The organism is Streptomyces sp. NPDC017246, from assembly GCF_044331325.1.
Classification (GTDB): domain Bacteria; phylum Actinomycetota; class Actinomycetes; order Streptomycetales; family Streptomycetaceae; genus Streptomyces.
The window spans coordinates 105,574-122,522 of record NZ_JBIRMW010000022.1; the positions used below are offsets into that span (position 1 = coordinate 105,574).

At 74.5% G+C, this 16,949-nt stretch carries 10 protein-coding genes; 7 read left to right on the forward strand and 3 right to left on the reverse strand.

The window, feature by feature from the left end; translation table 11 throughout:
* The first annotated feature begins 177 nt into the window (after positions 1–177).
* From ACH4MY_RS35255 to moeZ, 5 genes are all read left to right on the forward strand, one after another.
* The gene (locus tag ACH4MY_RS35255) at positions 178–1,866 is read left to right on the forward strand and encodes a glycosyltransferase (protein WP_398008506.1); all 1,689 of its coding nucleotides are present in this window, start codon (positions 178–180) and stop codon (positions 1,864–1,866) included.
* Positions 1,867–1,879: 13 nt separating this feature from the next.
* Complete coding sequence (locus tag ACH4MY_RS35260) at positions 1,880–3,382, forward strand: hypothetical protein (protein ID WP_398008508.1); 1,503 nt, start codon at positions 1,880–1,882, stop codon at positions 3,380–3,382.
* Between the two features lie 187 nt (positions 3,383–3,569).
* Positions 3,570–4,541 carry an NAD(P)-dependent oxidoreductase gene (locus ACH4MY_RS35265; protein ID WP_030320749.1) on the forward strand — a complete coding sequence of 324 codons (972 nt, stop codon included), beginning with the start codon at positions 3,570–3,572 and terminating at the stop codon, positions 4,539–4,541.
* A complete protein-coding gene (locus ACH4MY_RS35270) occupies positions 4,529–5,266 on the forward strand; it encodes a spherulation-specific family 4 protein (RefSeq protein WP_398008510.1) in 738 nt (245 codons plus the stop codon). Before ACH4MY_RS35265 ends, ACH4MY_RS35270 begins: the two co-directional genes overlap by 13 nt.
* A gap of 63 nt (positions 5,267–5,329) precedes the next feature.
* The gene (moeZ, locus tag ACH4MY_RS35275; RefSeq protein WP_398008511.1) at positions 5,330–6,508 is read left to right on the forward strand and encodes an adenylyltransferase/sulfurtransferase MoeZ; all 1,179 of its coding nucleotides are present in this window, start codon (positions 5,330–5,332) and stop codon (positions 6,506–6,508) included.
* A gap of 66 nt (positions 6,509–6,574) precedes the next feature.
* On the opposite strand, the gene ACH4MY_RS35280 is transcribed toward moeZ, so the two are convergent.
* The 3 genes from ACH4MY_RS35280 to ACH4MY_RS35290 all read right to left on the reverse strand — a co-directional run bounded on the left by ACH4MY_RS35280 (position 6,575) and on the right by ACH4MY_RS35290 (position 12,567).
* The gene (locus tag ACH4MY_RS35280; protein WP_398008513.1) at positions 6,575–8,176 is read right to left on the reverse strand and encodes an alpha/beta hydrolase; all 1,602 of its coding nucleotides are present in this window, start codon (positions 8,174–8,176) and stop codon (positions 6,575–6,577) included.
* 89 nt (positions 8,177–8,265) lie between these two features.
* Positions 8,266–9,840: an alpha/beta hydrolase gene (locus tag ACH4MY_RS35285; protein ID WP_398008515.1), complete on the reverse strand. Its 1,575-nt coding sequence runs from the start codon at positions 9,838–9,840 to the stop codon at positions 8,266–8,268.
* Between the two features lie 81 nt (positions 9,841–9,921).
* Positions 9,922–12,567, reverse strand: a complete 2,646-nt coding sequence (locus ACH4MY_RS35290; RefSeq protein ID WP_398008516.1) for a flippase-like domain-containing protein — start codon at positions 12,565–12,567, stop codon at positions 9,922–9,924.
* A gap of 180 nt (positions 12,568–12,747) precedes the next feature.
* Here ACH4MY_RS35290 and ACH4MY_RS35295 point away from each other — a divergent pair, with 180 nt between their 5' ends.
* Both ACH4MY_RS35295 and ACH4MY_RS35300 read left to right on the forward strand, forming a co-directional pair.
* Positions 12,748–13,113, forward strand: coding sequence for an MGMT family protein (locus ACH4MY_RS35295; protein WP_398008518.1), 366 nt, complete (start codon positions 12,748–12,750; stop codon positions 13,111–13,113).
* Between the two features lie 242 nt (positions 13,114–13,355).
* A complete protein-coding gene (locus ACH4MY_RS35300; protein ID WP_398008520.1) occupies positions 13,356–16,922 on the forward strand; it encodes a UvrD-helicase domain-containing protein in 3,567 nt (1,188 codons plus the stop codon).
* Positions 16,923–16,949 lie beyond the last annotated feature (27 nt).

The window sequence follows — 16,949 nt, forward strand, 5'->3', positions numbered from 1 at the left end:
CCCGCCCGGCGGCGCGGCGCCGCCCGGGGGCTCGCGACCCCACCCCCCCCCCCCCCCCCCCCCCCCCCCCCCCCCCCCCCCCCCCCCCCCCCCACCGGTGTATCCGCTTACGTTTCTTCCCGCTGCGAGTCGCCGGACCAACGGTGACCGCCGTCAAGGGAGATCGGGGGTGCGCTCGTGCGGATCGGACTGCTCACGGAGGGTGGCTACCCGCATGCCGCCGGTGAGTCCGGACTCTGGTGCGAGCGACTCGTACGCGGACTCGGGCAGCACCAGTTCGACCTGTACGCCCTCGGCGGGACCGGCACCCCGCGACCCCTCCCCCCGAACGCCCACGTCGCGCGCACCGCCGACCCGGGACGCCCCGACGCGCACCAGGCCGCCGGAAACCTGCTGGAGCGGACCGCCTTCGGCGGCCACCGCGCCGCCCGCCGCGCCTACGGCCGGCGCGAGCGACGCCGCTTCACCGAGGCCTTCCACCAGCTGGCCCTGGGGCTCTGCGCCGAGGAAGGCGCCGGGTCGGGGCTCGGTGCCGAGGGAGGCACCGCGGCCGGATCCGACAGCGCCTTCGCCGCCGGCCTCTACGCGCTCGCCGAACTCGCCCGCGAGCGGGGTGGACTGCCCGGCGCCCTCCGCTCCGACGACGCCGTCCGCACCCTCGAATCCGCCTGCCGCGCGCCCGGCGCACGCCGGGGCGCGGCCGCCGCCGGACTCCCCGACCACCTCTCCTTCGTGGAGCACCTGGAGCGCGCGCTGCGCCCCCTCTCCCTCGACTGGTACACGGAGGAGGCACTCGGCGCGGCCGACCTCTGCCACGCCGCCGCCGGAGGCACCACCGCCCTCCCCGGCCTGCTGGCCAAACGCTTCTTCGGAACCCCGCTGCTCGTCACCGAGTACGGCGTGCAGCTCCGCTCCCACTACCTCGCCCCCGACGCCGACCGCTCCCTGCCGCTGCGCACCCTCCTCGCCGCCCTCCACGGCCGGCTCGCCGCCGAGGTCTACCGGCAGGCCGCCCTCCTCACCCCCGGAAACGCCCACACCCGCCGCTGGCAGGAGAAGTGCGGCGCCGACCGGGCCCGCATCCGCACCGTCCACCCCGGCATGGCGGCCGACCGCTTCGCCGAGGTCGGCGAGGACGAGGAGAGCGGCGACCCCGCCACCCTGGTCTGGGTCGGCCGCGTCGAACCCGCCAAGGACCTCGTCGGCCTGCTGCACGCCTTCGCCGAGGTCCGGGCCCGCCGGCCCGACGCCCGGCTGAGGATCGTCGCCGTGCCCGTACGGGATCCGGGCGCCGACGCGTACCTCGCCCACTGCAGAGGACTCGCCGCCCAGCTCTTCCCCGACGAGGCCCCCGGCGCGCACGCCGTCGGCGAGAACCCGGTCGGCTTCGAGGAGCTCGGCGGACCCGAGGCACCCACCCTGGAGGACACCTACGCCTCCGGCGCGGTCGTCGTCCTGTCCAGCGTCGTCGAGGGCTTCCCCGCCAGCCTCGTCGAGGCGATGTTCTGCGCACGCGCCACCGTCTCCACCGACGTCGGCGCGGTCGTCGAGATCATCGGCGGCACCGGCCTCGTCGTCCCGCCGCGCAACCCCCGGGCGCTCGCCGACGCCTGCCTCGCGCTGCTCCGCGACCCCGAGCGCCGCCACCGGCTGGGCGCCGCCGCCCGCGCCCGCGCGCTCGAACTCTTCACCGTCGAACAGAACCTCGCCGCGTTCCGCGGTATCTACCTGGAGCTCCTCTCCCACGCGCCGGTACGCCACCGCTCCGGGGACGGCGTGCCCTTCGCCCACCCCGCCGAGGCGCACGTCCCGGGCAGCTGGGCGCAGAAGGCCGTGACCGCCGGGACGGGAGCCCCCGATGCCTGAAGGAGACACCCCCATGCGCGGCTCCACCGCCCCGACGAGCCCCGGAGCCTGGGACGCCCGCTCCGAGGCCCTCCTCGGTGCCCCCGCACCGACCCCCCGCGCCGCGGACACCCCCGACCCGCGCACCCCCGAGGACCTCGTCGACGCACCGCCGTCCGGGATAGCCCCGGCCCCGGGGGAGGCCGCCGTGACGCCCCTGCGGGAGGGCGACCCGACGACGCCGACCCGCCCGGACACCGACCGGAGGCCGCCCGCGGCCCCGACGGAGGACGACACACCGCGCACCGCCACGCGGCCCGGCCCGGCCGAGACGTCGGGCCCGGCGGAAACGTCCGGTGCGACAGGAGCGACGGGAGCGACGGGAGAGGCTGGCGCGTCCGGCGCGGTGGAAACGGCCGGCCCGATGGCCACCGGCCCGATGGCCCCCGGCCCGGCGGGCACGCCCGCCGCGGCGGCGCCCGCCCCGGTCCCCGCCGCCCGTCTCCGGCGGGGGAACGCCGACCCCGTGAAGGTGCTCATGCACCGGCACCGGGAGCTCTGCGAACGGGCCGTCGACCCGCTGGAGATCGCCGCCGGGCTCGAAGCCCAGGGGTTCACCGACCGCACCGCCGCACGCTTCCGGCACCGGGACGTCTTCTCGCTGGCCGAGGAGCTGTACGCGCGCGTGCCCCGGGGAAGCGGGCCCGCCGCGCCCCCGGTCCCGGCCGCACTCCGTACCGACGCGTGGGTGCTCGCCGTCCTCGCCCCCGGCGCCGCCGCCGCGCTCACCGGCATCGGACTCGCCGTCACCGACGGGCCCCTGCGGATCGCCGTCGGCGCGGCCGGAACCCTCCTGCTCACCGGCGCGCTCCTCCTCGCCGTCCGGCGCGGCCCCTTCCGCGCCCCCGACGGCGGCACCGTGCCCGCCGCCCGCCTCTGGACCCTCTGGCTCCTGGCGTACGCGGTCTGCGGCGACGGACTCCTGACCCAGGTGCTCAGCGGCGGCCCCGACGGCGCCTGGGACCTGGCCCCCGGCCCGCTCCTCGGCCTCGCCCTCGCCGTCGCCCCCACCGCCTGGTGCGCCCGGCTCTTCGCGCACCGGGCGCGCCGCCGGATCGCCGACAGCCGGGGACTCGCCGACTTCGCCGCCGCCACCCGGCCGCTGCTCCTCGGCACCGTGGCCCTTCAACTCCTCGCCCTCACCGCCCTGCTCCTGCTCACCGGGTTCAGCTCCGGGGCCCTGGCCCTCGGCGCGCTCCTGCTGCTCGCCCGGCTCCTCACCGTCCACGGCTTCCCCGAGACGGCCGCCGCCGCCCTCGCCGCAGCCGCCGCCGCCGAGGCGCTCGCCCTCGCGAGCGTCCTCGCCGCCCGGGTCCCCGTCCCCGGCTTCGACGCGCTCGCGGCCCCCGTGCGGGCCGTCGTCGACGCCTGGGGCCCCGGGGCCGTACCCACCCTCGTCTGCGGCGCCGCCGCGCTCGGCCTGCTGGCCCACGCGACCGCCTCCCTCTCCCGGGCCTCGGCCCACGCCACCGGATGAACAGTCCACGGAAGGTCCGGCGACCACCGCGACCAGCACCGCGCCGAGCCTCCCGCCGAGATACCCCGCACCCGCGGAGCCGACGCCGCGGGCGTGCCCCGTCACCTCTCTCATCACCCGCAAGGAGACCGAAGATCATGACCCCGCAACCCCCAGCCCCGGCCGGTCGGCACGAAGGGGGCGCACGATGAGGGTGCTGCTGCTCGGAGCCAACGGCTTCATCGGACGTTTCGTCGCCGACCGGCTGCTCGCCGACCCGGCCGTCCACCTCACCGCGCTCGGCCGGGGCGACGACGCCGACGTGCGTTTCGACCTCGCCTCCGGAAGCCCGGGCGCGCTGACCCGTTTCCTCGACGCCGTCCACCCCGGGGTCGTCGTGAACTGCGCGGGCGCCACCCGCGGCGGTGCCCGCGACCTGACCCGGCACAACACCGTCGCCGTCGCCACGGTCTGCGAGGCCCTGCGGCGCAGCGGCTGCGGCGCCCGGCTCGTCCAGGTCGGCTGCGCCTCGGAGTACGGGCCGAGCCAGCCCGGCTCCTCGACCGCCGAAGACGCCGTACCCCGCCCCGGCGGCCCGTACGGGGTGTCGAAGCTGGCGGCGACCGAACTCGTCCTGGGTTCGGGGCTGGACGCCGTGGTGCTGCGGGTGTTCTCGCCCGTGGGCCCCGGCACGCCGGCCGGCTCGCCGCTCGGCCGGCTCGCCGAGGCGATGCGCCGGGCCATGCAGGCCGGGGACGGCGAGCTCAAGCTCAGCGGCCTCGGCGTGCAGCGGGACTTCGTCGACGTCCGGGACGTGGCGCGGGCCGTGCACGCGGCCTCGCTCTCCGCCGCCCAGGGCGTCGTCAACATCGGCACCGGCCGCGCGGTCCGGCTCAGGGACGCCGCCGCCGTCCTGGCCAGGGTCGCCGGCTACTCGGGGAACCTGCACGAGCTGGACGCCCCGCACGGCATGCCGCAGCGCCCGATGATCGGCGCCCCCCGCACCGAGGGGACCATCGCCGACCAGCTGGCCGCCGCCCCGTATCCGTACCCCGACGGCTGCGGCCCCTGGCAGCAGGCCGACGTCCGCACCGCCCGCGACCGGCTCGGCTGGCGGCCCCGGATCAACCTGGAGGAGTCCCTCGCCGACATCTGGATGGAGGCGGCGTGTCGCATCTGACCGCGACGGGGGCGGTCCAGGCGCTCGGGGTGGGCGTGCCCGGTTACGCCCACCCGCTGCTCGCCCCCGTCGAGTGGGGCGAGCTGAGCCGCCCCGGGACCCCGCTGCACTGGGCGGTGCTCAATGTGGCGGAGGGGCCGGGCAGCCGCCCCGACCCGCACTGTCTGGAGGCGGCGGGGAGGCTCCGTAACGCCGGGGTCCGGGTCCTCGGGCACCTGGACGCGGCGTACGGCTCCCGGCCGTTCGGGGAGCTCGTCTCGGACGCCCACCGGTTCGTCGACTGGTACAAGGTCGACGGCTACTACCTGGACCGCTGCCCCTCGGACCGGGCGGACCTGGCCGGGGTGCGGCGGGTCACCGCCACCCTGGAGGCGGTCCTCGGCGGTGAGGCCCATCTGGTCCTCGGCCACGGCACCCATCCCCATCCGGGGTACGCCGAGACCGCCGACCAGCTGGTGACCTTCTCCGGCCCCTGGGCGGACTACCGCTGGTCGCAGGTGGCCGAGTGGACGGCCGAGTACACGGAGGCGAAGTTCGTCCATCTCGTGCACGGGGTTCCGCGCACCCACCTGGAGGAGGCCCTGCGGATCGCCCGCTGGCAGGGGGCCGGGACGATCTTCTTCACCGACCGGACGGGGGCCGCGGAACAAAGCGCGCCATTTCGCTCGCTGCCCGGCTACTGGGACGAAATCGTCTCGCGGATCGGACCGGGTGTCTCGGAATGAGAAGGAGCGTGGCAGTGTTACGGGGAGAACAACCGTACTGACATACCGACAACCGGAGTCCCCGTGTCGCTGCCACCCCTGGTCGAGCCGGCTGCCGAGCTCACCGTAGACGAGGTCCGCAGGTACTCCCGCCACCTGATCATCCCGGACGTCGGGATGGACGGGCAGAAGCGGCTGAAGAACGCCAAGGTGCTGTGTGTCGGCGCCGGTGGCCTCGGCTCGCCGGCGCTGATGTACCTGGCCGCCGCCGGCGTGGGCACGCTCGGCATCGTGGAGTTCGACGAGGTCGACGAGTCGAACCTCCAGCGCCAGATCATCCACAGCCAGGCCGACATCGGCCGCTCCAAGGCGGTGTCGGCGCGCGACAGCGTGCTCGGCATCAACCCGTACGTGAACGTGATCCTCCACGAAGAGCGGCTCGAGGCCGAGAACGTGATGGACATCTTCAGCCAGTACGACCTGATCGTCGACGGCACGGACAACTTCGCCACGCGCTACCTGGTGAACGACGCCTGCGTGCTGCTGAACAAGCCGTACGTCTGGGGTTCGATCTACCGCTTCGACGGCCAGGCGTCCGTCTTCTGGTCGGAGTACGGTCCCTGCTACCGCTGCCTCTACCCGGAGCCCCCGCCGCCGGGCATGGTCCCGTCCTGCGCCGAGGGCGGCGTCCTGGGCGTGCTGTGCGCGTCCATCGGCTCCATCCAGGTCACCGAGGCCATCAAGGTCCTGGCCGGCGTGGGCGACCCGCTGGTCGGCCGCCTGATGATCTACGACGCCCTGGAGATGCAGTACCGCCAGGTGAAGGTCCGCAAGGACCCGAACTGCGCGGTCTGCGGCGAGAACCCGACCGTCACCGAGCTCATCGACTACGAGGCCTTCTGCGGCGTCGTGTCCGAGGAGGCCCAGGAGGCGGCGCTCGGCTCCACGATCACTCCCAAGCAGCTCAAGGAGTGGATCGACGAAGGCGAGAACATCGACATCATCGACGTCCGCGAGCCGAACGAGTACGAGATCGTCTCGATCCCGGGCGCGCGTCTGATCCCCAAGAACGAGTTCCTGATGGGCACCGCCCTCCAGGACCTCCCGCAGGACAAGCGCATCGTCCTGCACTGCAAGACGGGTGTCCGCAGTGCGGAGGTCCTCGCGGTGCTGAAGTCCGCGGGCTTCGCGGACGCCGTGCACGTCGGCGGCGGCGTGATCGGCTGGGTCCACCAGATCGAGCCCGAGAAGCCGGTCTACTAGGCGACTCACGGAAGGGGCCCGGATCTCGACACGAGATCCGGGCCCCTTCTCATGCCCCGTCACGGGTCACGCTCCGCTCCGCGCCGCCCCGCCGGAGCAGGTCTTGCCGTACGCGGGGACCTTGCCGTCCAGGAGGTACGCGTCGATCGTCGCCGTCGCGCACGACGACGTGCCGTACGCGCCGTGTCCCTCGCCCTCGTTGGTGACGAGGACGCCGACACCCGTGCCGAGTTCCTTCGCCATCTTCTCCGCGCCCTCGTACGGGGTCGCCGGGTCGCCCGTCGTACCGACGACGAGGACCGGGGCGGCGCCCGGAGCGGCGGCCTCCGGCGTCGCCCGCTCGCCCTTCACGGGCCACTCGGCGCACCAGCCGGCCGTGTCCCAGGCCAGGAACGCGCCGAACACGGGGGAGAGCCGCCGGAATTCGGGGACCAGCGCCTTCGCCTCCGCCGCGGTCGGCCTGGCGCTGGAGTCGGCGCAGGAGATCGCCCGCTGCGAGTGCGTCTGCGTGGAGTAGTGGCCGTCCGCGTCACGGTCGTTGTAGAAGTCGGCGAGTTCGAGCAGGGCGCCGCCCCGCCCCTTCTCGGCGTCCGCGAGGGCCGTCGTCAGGAGGGGCCAGTTGGACTGCCCGTACAGCGTCACCGCGATGCCCGTGAGCGCCAGGCCCTCGGTGAGCCGCCGCTCGCCGACGGTCAGCGGTGCGCGGTCGAGCTTCCGCAGCAGGCGCGCGATCCGCTCGGTCCCGGCCTCGGGGTCCTGGCCGGTGCTCTTCAGGTAGTTGCCCAGCGCCCGCTGGAAGCCGATCGTCTGGTGGCGGGCGTGCCCCACGGAGTCGGCGGTCGGGTCGACGACCGCGTCGAGGACGAGGCGGCCCACGTTCTTCGGGAAGAGGTGCGCGTACGTGCCGCCGAGCTGTGTCCCGTACGACATGCCGAAGTAGTGGAGCTCGTCGTCCCCGAGGACGCGCCGGATCAGGTCCAGGTCGCGGGCGGTGGCGGTGGTCGTGGTGTGCGGGAGGACCGTGGCGGAGCGGCGGGCGCAGCCGGCGGCGAAGGCGGCGTTGTCCGCGAGGTACGCGGCCTCCTCGGCCGCGGAGTCCGGGGTGAGGTCGACCGCGGCCTCCGCGGCGGCCTGTTCGGCGTCGGTCCTGCAGACCACACCGGAGCTGCGGCTCACCCCGCGGGGGTCGAAGCCCACCAGGTCGTAGCGCTCGCCGAGCTTCTCGTACTCCGCCGCCGCCCGGGGCAGGATGTCGACGCCGGAGGCGCCAGGGCCGCCGAAGTTGAAGAGCAGCGAGCCGATGCGGTCGCCCTTGCGGGCGGCCTCCTTACGGATCAGGGCGACCGGGATCGTCGCGCCCTCGGGCTTCGCGTGGTCGAGCGGCACCTTGACGGTGGCGCAGCGCCACTCCGCACCGGGCCGCCGACCGCCGTCCCCCGGGGCCGCGCAGCGCTTCCAGTCGGGCCGCTGACCGGTGAGCGAGGCCGGCAGCGGGGGAGTGGCGGTGGCGGTCGCCGGCGGTGCGGAGTCGGTGGCCGGTGGCGGAGTCGTCGTGGGGCGGGCGGCCGGGGCCCCGCCGCCCACGCTCGTACAGCCGGCGACGAGCACCCCGGTGACGGCCAGCACCGCCGTACGTATGCGCAGGGACTTGGGCGTGCGTATGGACATGTGTTCCCCCCGGGAGCCCGACAAGGCGGCTCATCCTAAGGGGCGGGGTCCGCTCGCCGCGGCGCCCTGCGCGCTCCGTGCGGACCGCGCTACTTGCAGACCGTGCCGGAGGCCGGGACCTTGCCGTCCAGGAGGTACGCGTCGACCGCCTTCTTCACGCACGCGTTGCCGCTGTTGTAGGCGCCGTGTCCCTCGCCCTCGAAGGTCAGCTCCACGCCGACGCCCTCGCCGAGCGCCTTCACCATCGCCCGGGCGCCCTCGTACGGGGTGGCCGGGTCTCCGGTGTTGCCGACGACCAGGATCGGCGCCGAGCCGGGCGCCGAGACGTCGGGGTTCTCCCAGGTCCCGGGCACCGGCCACTGCGAGCAGCTGGAGAGAGCCCAGCCCATGAAGTCCCCGAAGACGGGGGAGGCCTCGCGGAACTCGCCGAGCCGCTCCTTCGCCTGGCCGAGGGTGTAGCGCTCCTTGAAGTCCACGCAGTTGATGGCGGCGTTGGCGGCCTGGATGTTGCTGTAGGTGCCGTTCTGGCCGCGCCCGTTCATCGAGTCGGAGAGGCTGAGGAGCAGCGCGCCGTCACCCCCGTCGGCGTCGTCGAGGCCCTGCTCCAGATAGGTCCAGTACTCCTTCGAGTAGAGGGCCTGCGCGATGCCGTTGGTGGCCTGCGTCTGGGTGAGCTTGCGTTCCCCGATGCCCGGGATGGGCTCCTTGTCGAGGGAGGCGAGGAGGTCCGTGATGAACGACTCGATCTCGGCGACGCTCGAACCGGGCAAGGTGCACTCGTCACCCCGGTCCACACAGTCCTGGGCGAAGTTGTCCAGGGCGAGCTGGAAGCCCTTCGCCTGGCCGAGCGCGCCCTCCTCGACACCCGCGTCCGGATCGACGACGGCGTCGAAGACGGCCCGGCCGACGTTCTTCGGGAACAGATGGGCGTAGACGCCGCCGAGCTCGGTGCCGTACGAGATGCCGAAGTAGTGGAGCTTGTCGTCGCCGAGGACCTGGCGCATCAGGTCCATGTCCCGGGCGGCGTTCTCCGTGCCGACGTGCGGCAGCGACGGCCCCGCGTCCTTCTCGCAGCCGGTCGCGTACCGCTTCTGCGCCTCCGACAGCGTCCGTTCCTCCGCCTCGTCGTCGGGCGTGAAGTCCAGCGCGTAGTAGGCGTCGAGCTCCTTGTCGGTGAGGCACTCGACGGGGTCGCTGCGGCCGACCCCGCGCGGGTCGAAGGAGACCAGGTCGTAGCGGCCGCGGAGGCTCTCGTACTCGTTGGCGAAGGCCGGCAGCCCGGTGATGCCGGAGCCGCCGGGCCCGCCGAAGTTGAAGACGAGCGACCCGATCCGCCGGTCCTGGTCACGGGCGCGGGCCCGGATGAGCGCGAGCTCGATCGTCTCGCCCTCCGGTACCGCCCAGTCGAGCGGCGCCTGGAGGAAGGAGCACTCCCAGGCGGCGCCGCCGGGCAGCGGCGAGGGCGCGGCCCCGCCGCCCTCCGCGGCGGACGGCGCGGGGCACGGCGCCCAGGACAGCTTCTGCGACGTCAGCGCCGAGAGCCCGGCCGAACTGCTCGGCTTCGTCGCGTCGGCCGTGTCGTCTCCCCCGTCCGAGCACCCGGCGGCGAGCAGCACGGTGGTGGCGGTGAGCAGAGCGGCGCGCTGGGCGGCGGAGATCGGCATAGGCCCATGGTGGGCCGCCGCCTCCGCCGCCGCGCGGGACGGAGGTCCATGCGGGTGGCGCGCCGTACGGGACTCCGCCGCCTACAGCGCCTCGCGTTTCGTCAGCCAGTTGAAGCAGATCCAGCCCGGGAGGACCGGGATCCACAGGGTCAGCAGGCGGTAGAGGAGCACGGCCGGGGTCGCGACCTCGATGGGCAGGCCGACCGCCACCAGACCCAGGGTGAGCGCGGTCTCGACCGCTCCCACACCGCCCGGCGTCGGCGCCGCCGAGCCCAGGGCGTTGCCCGCGAGGAAGACGACCGCCACGCTCGCGTAGCTGATCGACACGCTGCTGTGGTTGAAGGCCCGGATCGAGGCGTCCAGGCAGAGCACGAAGGTCAGGGTGAGCAGCAGCATGCCGCCGATGCCGGTGATCAGCTTCATCGGCCGCTGGAGCACGTCCAGCATGCGCGGCACCACACCGGCGAAGAGCGAGCGCAGCCGCGTCGACACGAACTTCCGCATGAACGGGATCGCCGTCACGACGAGCACGAGCACCGCGACCGTGAGGAGACCGGCGATGACCGTCCTCGACGGGGTGAAGGACTGCGACCTCTCCGTTCCCGTCAGATAGCCGAAGGAGAGCAGAAGCAGGATGTGCGCCCCGAGCCCGAAGAGCTGGGAGGCGCCGACGCTCGCCACCGCGAGCCCCGGCCGTACCCCGGAGCGCTGGAGGAAGCGGGTGTTCAGGGCGACACCGCCGACCGCCGCCGGGGCGACGATCTTCACGAACGAGCCGGCGACCTGCGCCACCACCGTCCGCCAGAACCCGACCCGCTCGGGCACGAAGCCGAGCAGGCTCATCGCCGCCGCCACATAGCTGACCGCGGAGAACAGCACCGCGGCCGCCACCCATCGCCAGTCCGCCTGGCTGATCGTCGACAGCGGCGTCCGGGAGATCTGCGACAGCAGGAAGTACGCGGCGACCGCGCCCGCGATCAGACTGACCAGGGTCCGCGGCTTGATCCGCTCGAGACGGACCGGCTCGGCCGGCGCCTGCGGGCGGATGAGCAGCACCTGCTGCCGGATCTGGGCCAGCAGGTCCTCCTCACGGGCCTCGTCGAGCGCCGTGTCCAGGGCCCGCTTCTCGGCCTTCTTGTCCGCCTTCTTCTCGGCCTTGGTCTCCGCCCGTACGGCCGTCCGGTCCGCGGCGGCCTCCGCGGCCTGGGCCTTGGCCAGCTCCCGCTCGTGCTTGGCCGCCTCCGAGGCGGCGAGCACGGCCTCCCGCTCGCGTGCCGACCGTTCCCGGGCCAGTTTCCGCAGCGTCGCGCGCGTGGAGCGGCTCAGCGCGATCGGCTGGAGCAGCGGCAGACAGTCGGCGACGGCGTCCGGGCCGAGCACCTCGACGGCCGCGGCGACCGTGCGCTCGGCACCGACCCGCAGACCGAGGGTGGTGAGCAGCTGGGCGATGTCCATCCGCAGGATCAGATCGCCGGCGGCGATCTCGCCGCCGCGCAGATCGGTGAGGATGACCCTGCCGGAACGATCCACCAGAATCGCGTCGCCCGTGAGGCGGCGGTGCGCGATCCGGCGCGACTGGAGCGCCCGCACCTGCCGCCAGGCGCTGCGGACCAGCTCGTCGGTGATGTCGTCGTCGTCGAGCGCGTCGAGGCTCCGGCCGCCGATGTGCTCGTACACGAGCATCACGGCGTCCGGGCCGAGCTCGGAGGTGGCGATCAGCTTCGGCGCGTTCGCCCCGGCGGCGATCGCCGCGTACGCGAGGAGCGCCTCCTGCTCCAGGGCCTGCCGCAGCGAGACGATCGACCGGCGGGTGGTGATCGTCCGCAGGGTGATCCGCCGCCAGGCGCGGTAGAAGAAGCCGTGCGCCTGCTGCTCGCGGTCGACGACGGTGACGTCGAGCGGCGGCCCGTCCTCCAGGGTCACGATGTACCGGCGGCCCCGGTCGCCGGTGTCCGAGGAGTCGGGAACGCCCTCGGCGCGCAGCGCCGTGACCGGCCGGAAGCCGACCCGGCGCAGGCCGGCGAGGAGGGTCTGCCCGGTGGGCCGGACGTTGGGGGAGCCGACCGCGTACAGCGTGCCGTACGCCACGGTCCAGCCGATCAGGACGGTCAGGATGATCGAGAGCGCGGTGGTGTAGCCGGCCACCAGCATGGTGAACGCGTCGAGCAGCAGCACCACCCAGAGCGACACCCGCCAGCGTGGTCTTCGCGCCATCCCCACCGCGGTCATGTACGCGATCACCGGGGCGAGGTAGTTGTGCACCGGGTCGGTGAGCCCGCCGCCGGACTGCGGCTGGGTCAGCGCGTCCTGGATCGTGCCGGGCGCGCCCTGGGCGACCCAGAGGTCGGTGGCGAGGGTGACGCCGTGCGCGAGGACGGCGGCGAGGACGCCGTCCGCGATGCGCAGCCCGTCCCGTTTGATCAGGCGCTCGATGGCGAAGGCGACGGGGACGAGCAGGACGGCGATGGAGGAGACGAGGCCGGTGATCTTGACGAAGACATCGGGTGCGCCGACGGCGCCCTTGTTGATGTCCTCCTCGAGACCCGAGGTCGTCGCGTGGGCGAACGCGGCGACGGCGATGACGAGCCCGATGGCGAGCAGACCGGCGAGCAGCCGCATCAGGTCGGAGGGCCGGTGGACACGGGCCGCCAGCAGGGGCTCGTTGCCGGAGACCCGCTCGGGCACGTCAGCCTGGCCCCCCTCCGGAGGCTGAGTGTCCTGGCCCATCACCATGTCCGTCTCTGCATGCGCGTCGTGTCGTTCTCGTTCTTGCTCGCGTTGTCGTCCGTGTTCTTTTTCTTGTACTTGTCGCTCTTGATCTCGTATCACCAGTCACCGCCCGCACGATGGTGGCATGAAGAGCCGTCGCGCGGAGGCATCAGGGCCATGTCGGTGGGGTGAGGCAGGATGGTGCGGATGAGCATGGAGGAGCCCGTGGGGGAGACCGGAGAACTGCCCGAGTACGCGGAGCGGGTGCTCGACGTGGCCGACGGGATCCCGCCGGGCAGGGTGATGACCTACGGCGACGTCGCCGAATGGCTGGGTGAGGGCGGGCCGCGCCAGGTCGGGCGGGTGATGGCACTCTACGGCGGAACGGCGCCCTGGTGGCGGGTGGTCCGCTCGGACGGAACGCTGCTCCCCGGGCACGAGCTGAGAGCCCTCGGCCACTACCGCGACGAGGCCACCCCGCTGCGCGAGGCCGGCCCCGCGGCCGAGGGACACGTCCCGAGGATCGACATGCGACGGGCGCGCTGGGACGGAACTCACACCTGAGGGCGCCGGCGGCGGACATCCCCGCGTCGGCCGAGGACACACGGGCGGCGCTGGGTGCGAGCGGCTCCGGGAGGGACGTCCACGGTACGGAGCGGGGTACGGAGTACGGCTCGGCGACGGTCCGTTTCGCGTAACGTCGACGTTCGCGTCTCCCGAGGCGAAGGGCCGACGAGCTCCGCGGCCGGCCGCGGAGGACAGCCGCCTCACCCGCACCACCACTCCCACCAGGACCGGCGACCCACGTGAGTACCTCCTCGACCACCCGGCGTACGCCGCCGCACCAGGGACAGCCGTACCCGGGTTCGGGACGGCAGCGGACCCCGGGCGCGTACCGACTGGTGCGTACCACGCCGGCCCCGATGGATCCCCCTCAGCTGGACGCATCCCAACGGGAAGTGGTTGACCACGCCGGCGGACCTCTTCTCGTCCTCGCCGGACCCGGCACCGGCAAGACGACGACCCTGGTCGAGGCCGTCGCCGCCCGGATGGAGCGGGGCACCGACCCCGAACGCCTCCTCGTCCTCACCTTCAGCCGCAAGGCCGCCGTCGAACTCCGCGACCGCATGGCCGCCCGGCTCGGCGGCCGCCGCCCGCCCCAGGCCACCACCTTCCACTCGTACTGCTACGCCCTGATCCGCGCCCATCAGGACGCCGAACTCTTCGCCGAACCGCTGCGCCTGCTCTCCGGCCCCGAGCAGGACCTCGCCGTACGAGAGCTGCTCGCCGGCCACGTCGACCTGGAGAAGGAAGGCCTCGGATCCATCCGCTGGCCCGACGAACTCCGCGCCTGCCTCACCACCCGCGGCTTCGCCGACGAGGTACGGGCCGTCCTCGCGCGCTCCCGCGAGCTGGGCCTCGGGCCCGACGCGCTCGCCCGCTTCGCGGAGCGGGTCGGCCGCCCCGACTGGAAGGCCGCGGCCGGCTTCCTCGCCGAGTACCTCGACGTCCTCGACCTCCAGGGCGTCCTCGACTACACCGAACTCGTCCACCGGGCCGTCCTGCTCGCCGGGGACGCCGGCCTGCCCTCGTACGACGCCGTGTACGTCGACGAGTACCAGGACACCGACCCGGCCCAGGTCCGGCTGCTCCACGCGCTCGCGGGCGGCGGACGCCGCACCGTCGTCGCCTTCGGCGACCCGGACCAGTCGATCTACGCCTTCCGGGGTGCCGACGTGAACGGCATCCTCGACTTCCCGGCGACCTTCGGCGGCGCGGACGTCCGCGTCCTGCGCACCGCGCGACGCTCGGGCGCCGAGCTGCTCGACGCCACCCGGCTGCTCGGCCGTCGGATGCCGATGCCCCGGCTTCCCGCCGACAAGGTCCGCGCGCACCGGGAGCTCACGCCGACGCGGGAGGGGGGCCGGGCCGAGGCCTACACCTACCCCACGGCCTCCGCGGAGGCCGAGAACATCGCCGACCTGCTGCGCCGCGCCCACCTGGAGGACGGCGTCCCCTGGCAGGACATGGCCGTCCTCACCCGCGCCGCCGCTTCCCTGCCCTCTCTTCGCCGCGCCCTCACCTCGGCGGGAGTCCCGGTGGAGACGGACGCGGCGGACACCCCCCTGCGCCACGAGCCGGCGGTGGCGCCCCTCCTGCTCGCCCTGCGAGCGGTGGCGACGGCGGACCCCGTCGCGGGCGGGCGTTCCGCCGGGGCGGACCATCCGGCCCCGACCGACGACGGAGCCGCACCGACGCCACGGCCCGGGACTCCGGACGCGGAGGCCGCGCAGCCTTCGGGCCCGGCCGCGGGCGCGGCGTTTTCCGCGGGCCCGTCCCCGGACACCGCCCACTCCGCGGGCCCGTCCCGGGACGCCGTGGGGCCGGAGGCCGACGCGTCCGCCGAGCCCGAGCCCGAGCCCGGCCCCGACCCCGACCTCAGCCCCGAGCCCGAGCCTGAGCCCGCCCCCGAGCCCGGCTCCGCCGCAGTCGTCGGTGGGCGGCTCGGTGTCGAGACCGCGCTCGAACTGCTCGCCTCGCCCCTCGCCGGCGTCGACCCCGCCGACCTGCGCCGCCTCGGCCGTGCCCTCCGTGACGAGGAGCGGGCGGCGGGGAACAAGGTCCCGCCCCCCTCCGACGTGCTGCTCGCCCGCGCCCTCGACGAGCCCGAGCGGCTCGTCGCCCACGACCCGGCCTACGCGCGGGGGGCCCAGCGCCTCGGCGACCTCCTCCGCCGCACCCGGGTGCTGCTCGCCGACGGCGGCACCGCCGAGGAGGCCCTCTGGGTGCTCTGGAACGGCACCCCCTGGCCCGGCCGGCTGGAGCGCGCCGCCCTCCGCGGCGGCCCCGCGGGGCGCAACGCCGACCGTGACCTCGACGCCGTCTGCGCCCTCTTCGAGACCGCCGCCCGCGCCGAGGAACGCGTCGGCGGCCGCGGTGTCCTCAACTTCCTCGAAGAACTCGACGCGCAGGACATCGCCGCCGACACCCTCACCCGTCGGCACACCCGCCCCGACGCCGTCCGCCTCATGACCGCCCACCGTTCCAAGGGCCTCGAATGGGGCTTCGTCGTCGTCGCCGGCGTCCAGGAGGGCCTCTGGCCCGACCTGCGCCGTCGCGGCTCCCTCCTGGAGGCCGACCGCATCGGCCGTGACGGCCTCGCCGAACCGCTCACCCCCGGCGCCCTCCTCGCCGAGGAACGCCGGCTCTTCTACGTGGCCGCCACCCGCGCCCGCGACCGGCTCGTCGTCACCGCCGTGAAGGCCGCCGCCGAGGACGGCGACCAGCCCTCCCGGTTCCTCGCCGAGCTCGGCGTCGAGCCCAAGGACGTCCCCGGCCGTCCCCGCCGCCCGCTCGCCGTCTCCGCCCTGGTCGCCGAGCTGCGCGCCACCACCGTCGACCCCGACGCCTCGCCCGCGCTCCGCGACGCGGCCGCCCACCGCCTCGCCGAGCTCGCCGCGCTCACCGACGAGGACGGCCAGCCGCTGGTCCCGGCCGCGCACCCGGACCGCTGGTGGGGCCTGTTCGAGCCGACGCACAGCACGGCGCCGCTGCGCGAGCGCGACCGGCCGGTCACCCTCTCACCGAGCTCCCTGGAGAACCTGGTCGGCACCTGCTCCCTCCAGTGGTTCCTGGGCCGCGAGGTCAAGGCCGCCGCCCCCGCCACCGCCGCCCAGGGCTTCGGCAACGTCGTCCACGTCCTCGCCGACGAGGTCGCCTCCGGCCGTACCCCCGCCGACCTCGACGTCCTCATGGCCCGCCTCGACTCCGTGTGGGACGCCCTCGCCTTCGACGCCCCCTGGAAGTCCGCCCAGGAGAAGCAGCACGCGCGCGTGGCGCTCGAACGCTTCCTGAGCTGGCACGTCATGGACCGGGGCGGCCGCACCCCGGCCGCATCGGAGCACGGCTTCGACGTGACCCTGGAGGCGGGGGAGTACGAGGTCCGCATCCGCGGCTCCATGGACCGCGTCGAGACCGACGAACAGGGCCGCGCGTACGTCGTCGACTTCAAGACCGGCAAGTCGGCCCCCACCCGGGACGAGGTCGCCCAGCACCCGCAGCTCGCCGTCTACCAGCTCGCGGTCAGGGAGGGCGCCCTCGACGAGGTCTTCGACGGGCGGCGGCCCGAGCCGGGCGGCGCCGAGCTCGTACAGCTGCGGCAGCCCGCCCCGCAGAAGGAGGGCGGGGACGCCCTCCCGAAGGTCCAGGCGCAGCAGCCGCTCGCCGGGGAGTGGGTCGGCGAACTGCTCGCCAACGCCGCCGGCCGGGTCCTCGACGAGCGCTTCACGCCGACCACCGGCCAGCACTGCACGAACTGTTCCTTCCGCGCCTCGTGCAGCGCCCAGCCGGAAGGCCGCCAGGTCGTCGACTGACGGGCGGCCCGGGGACGCGGAGTAGCG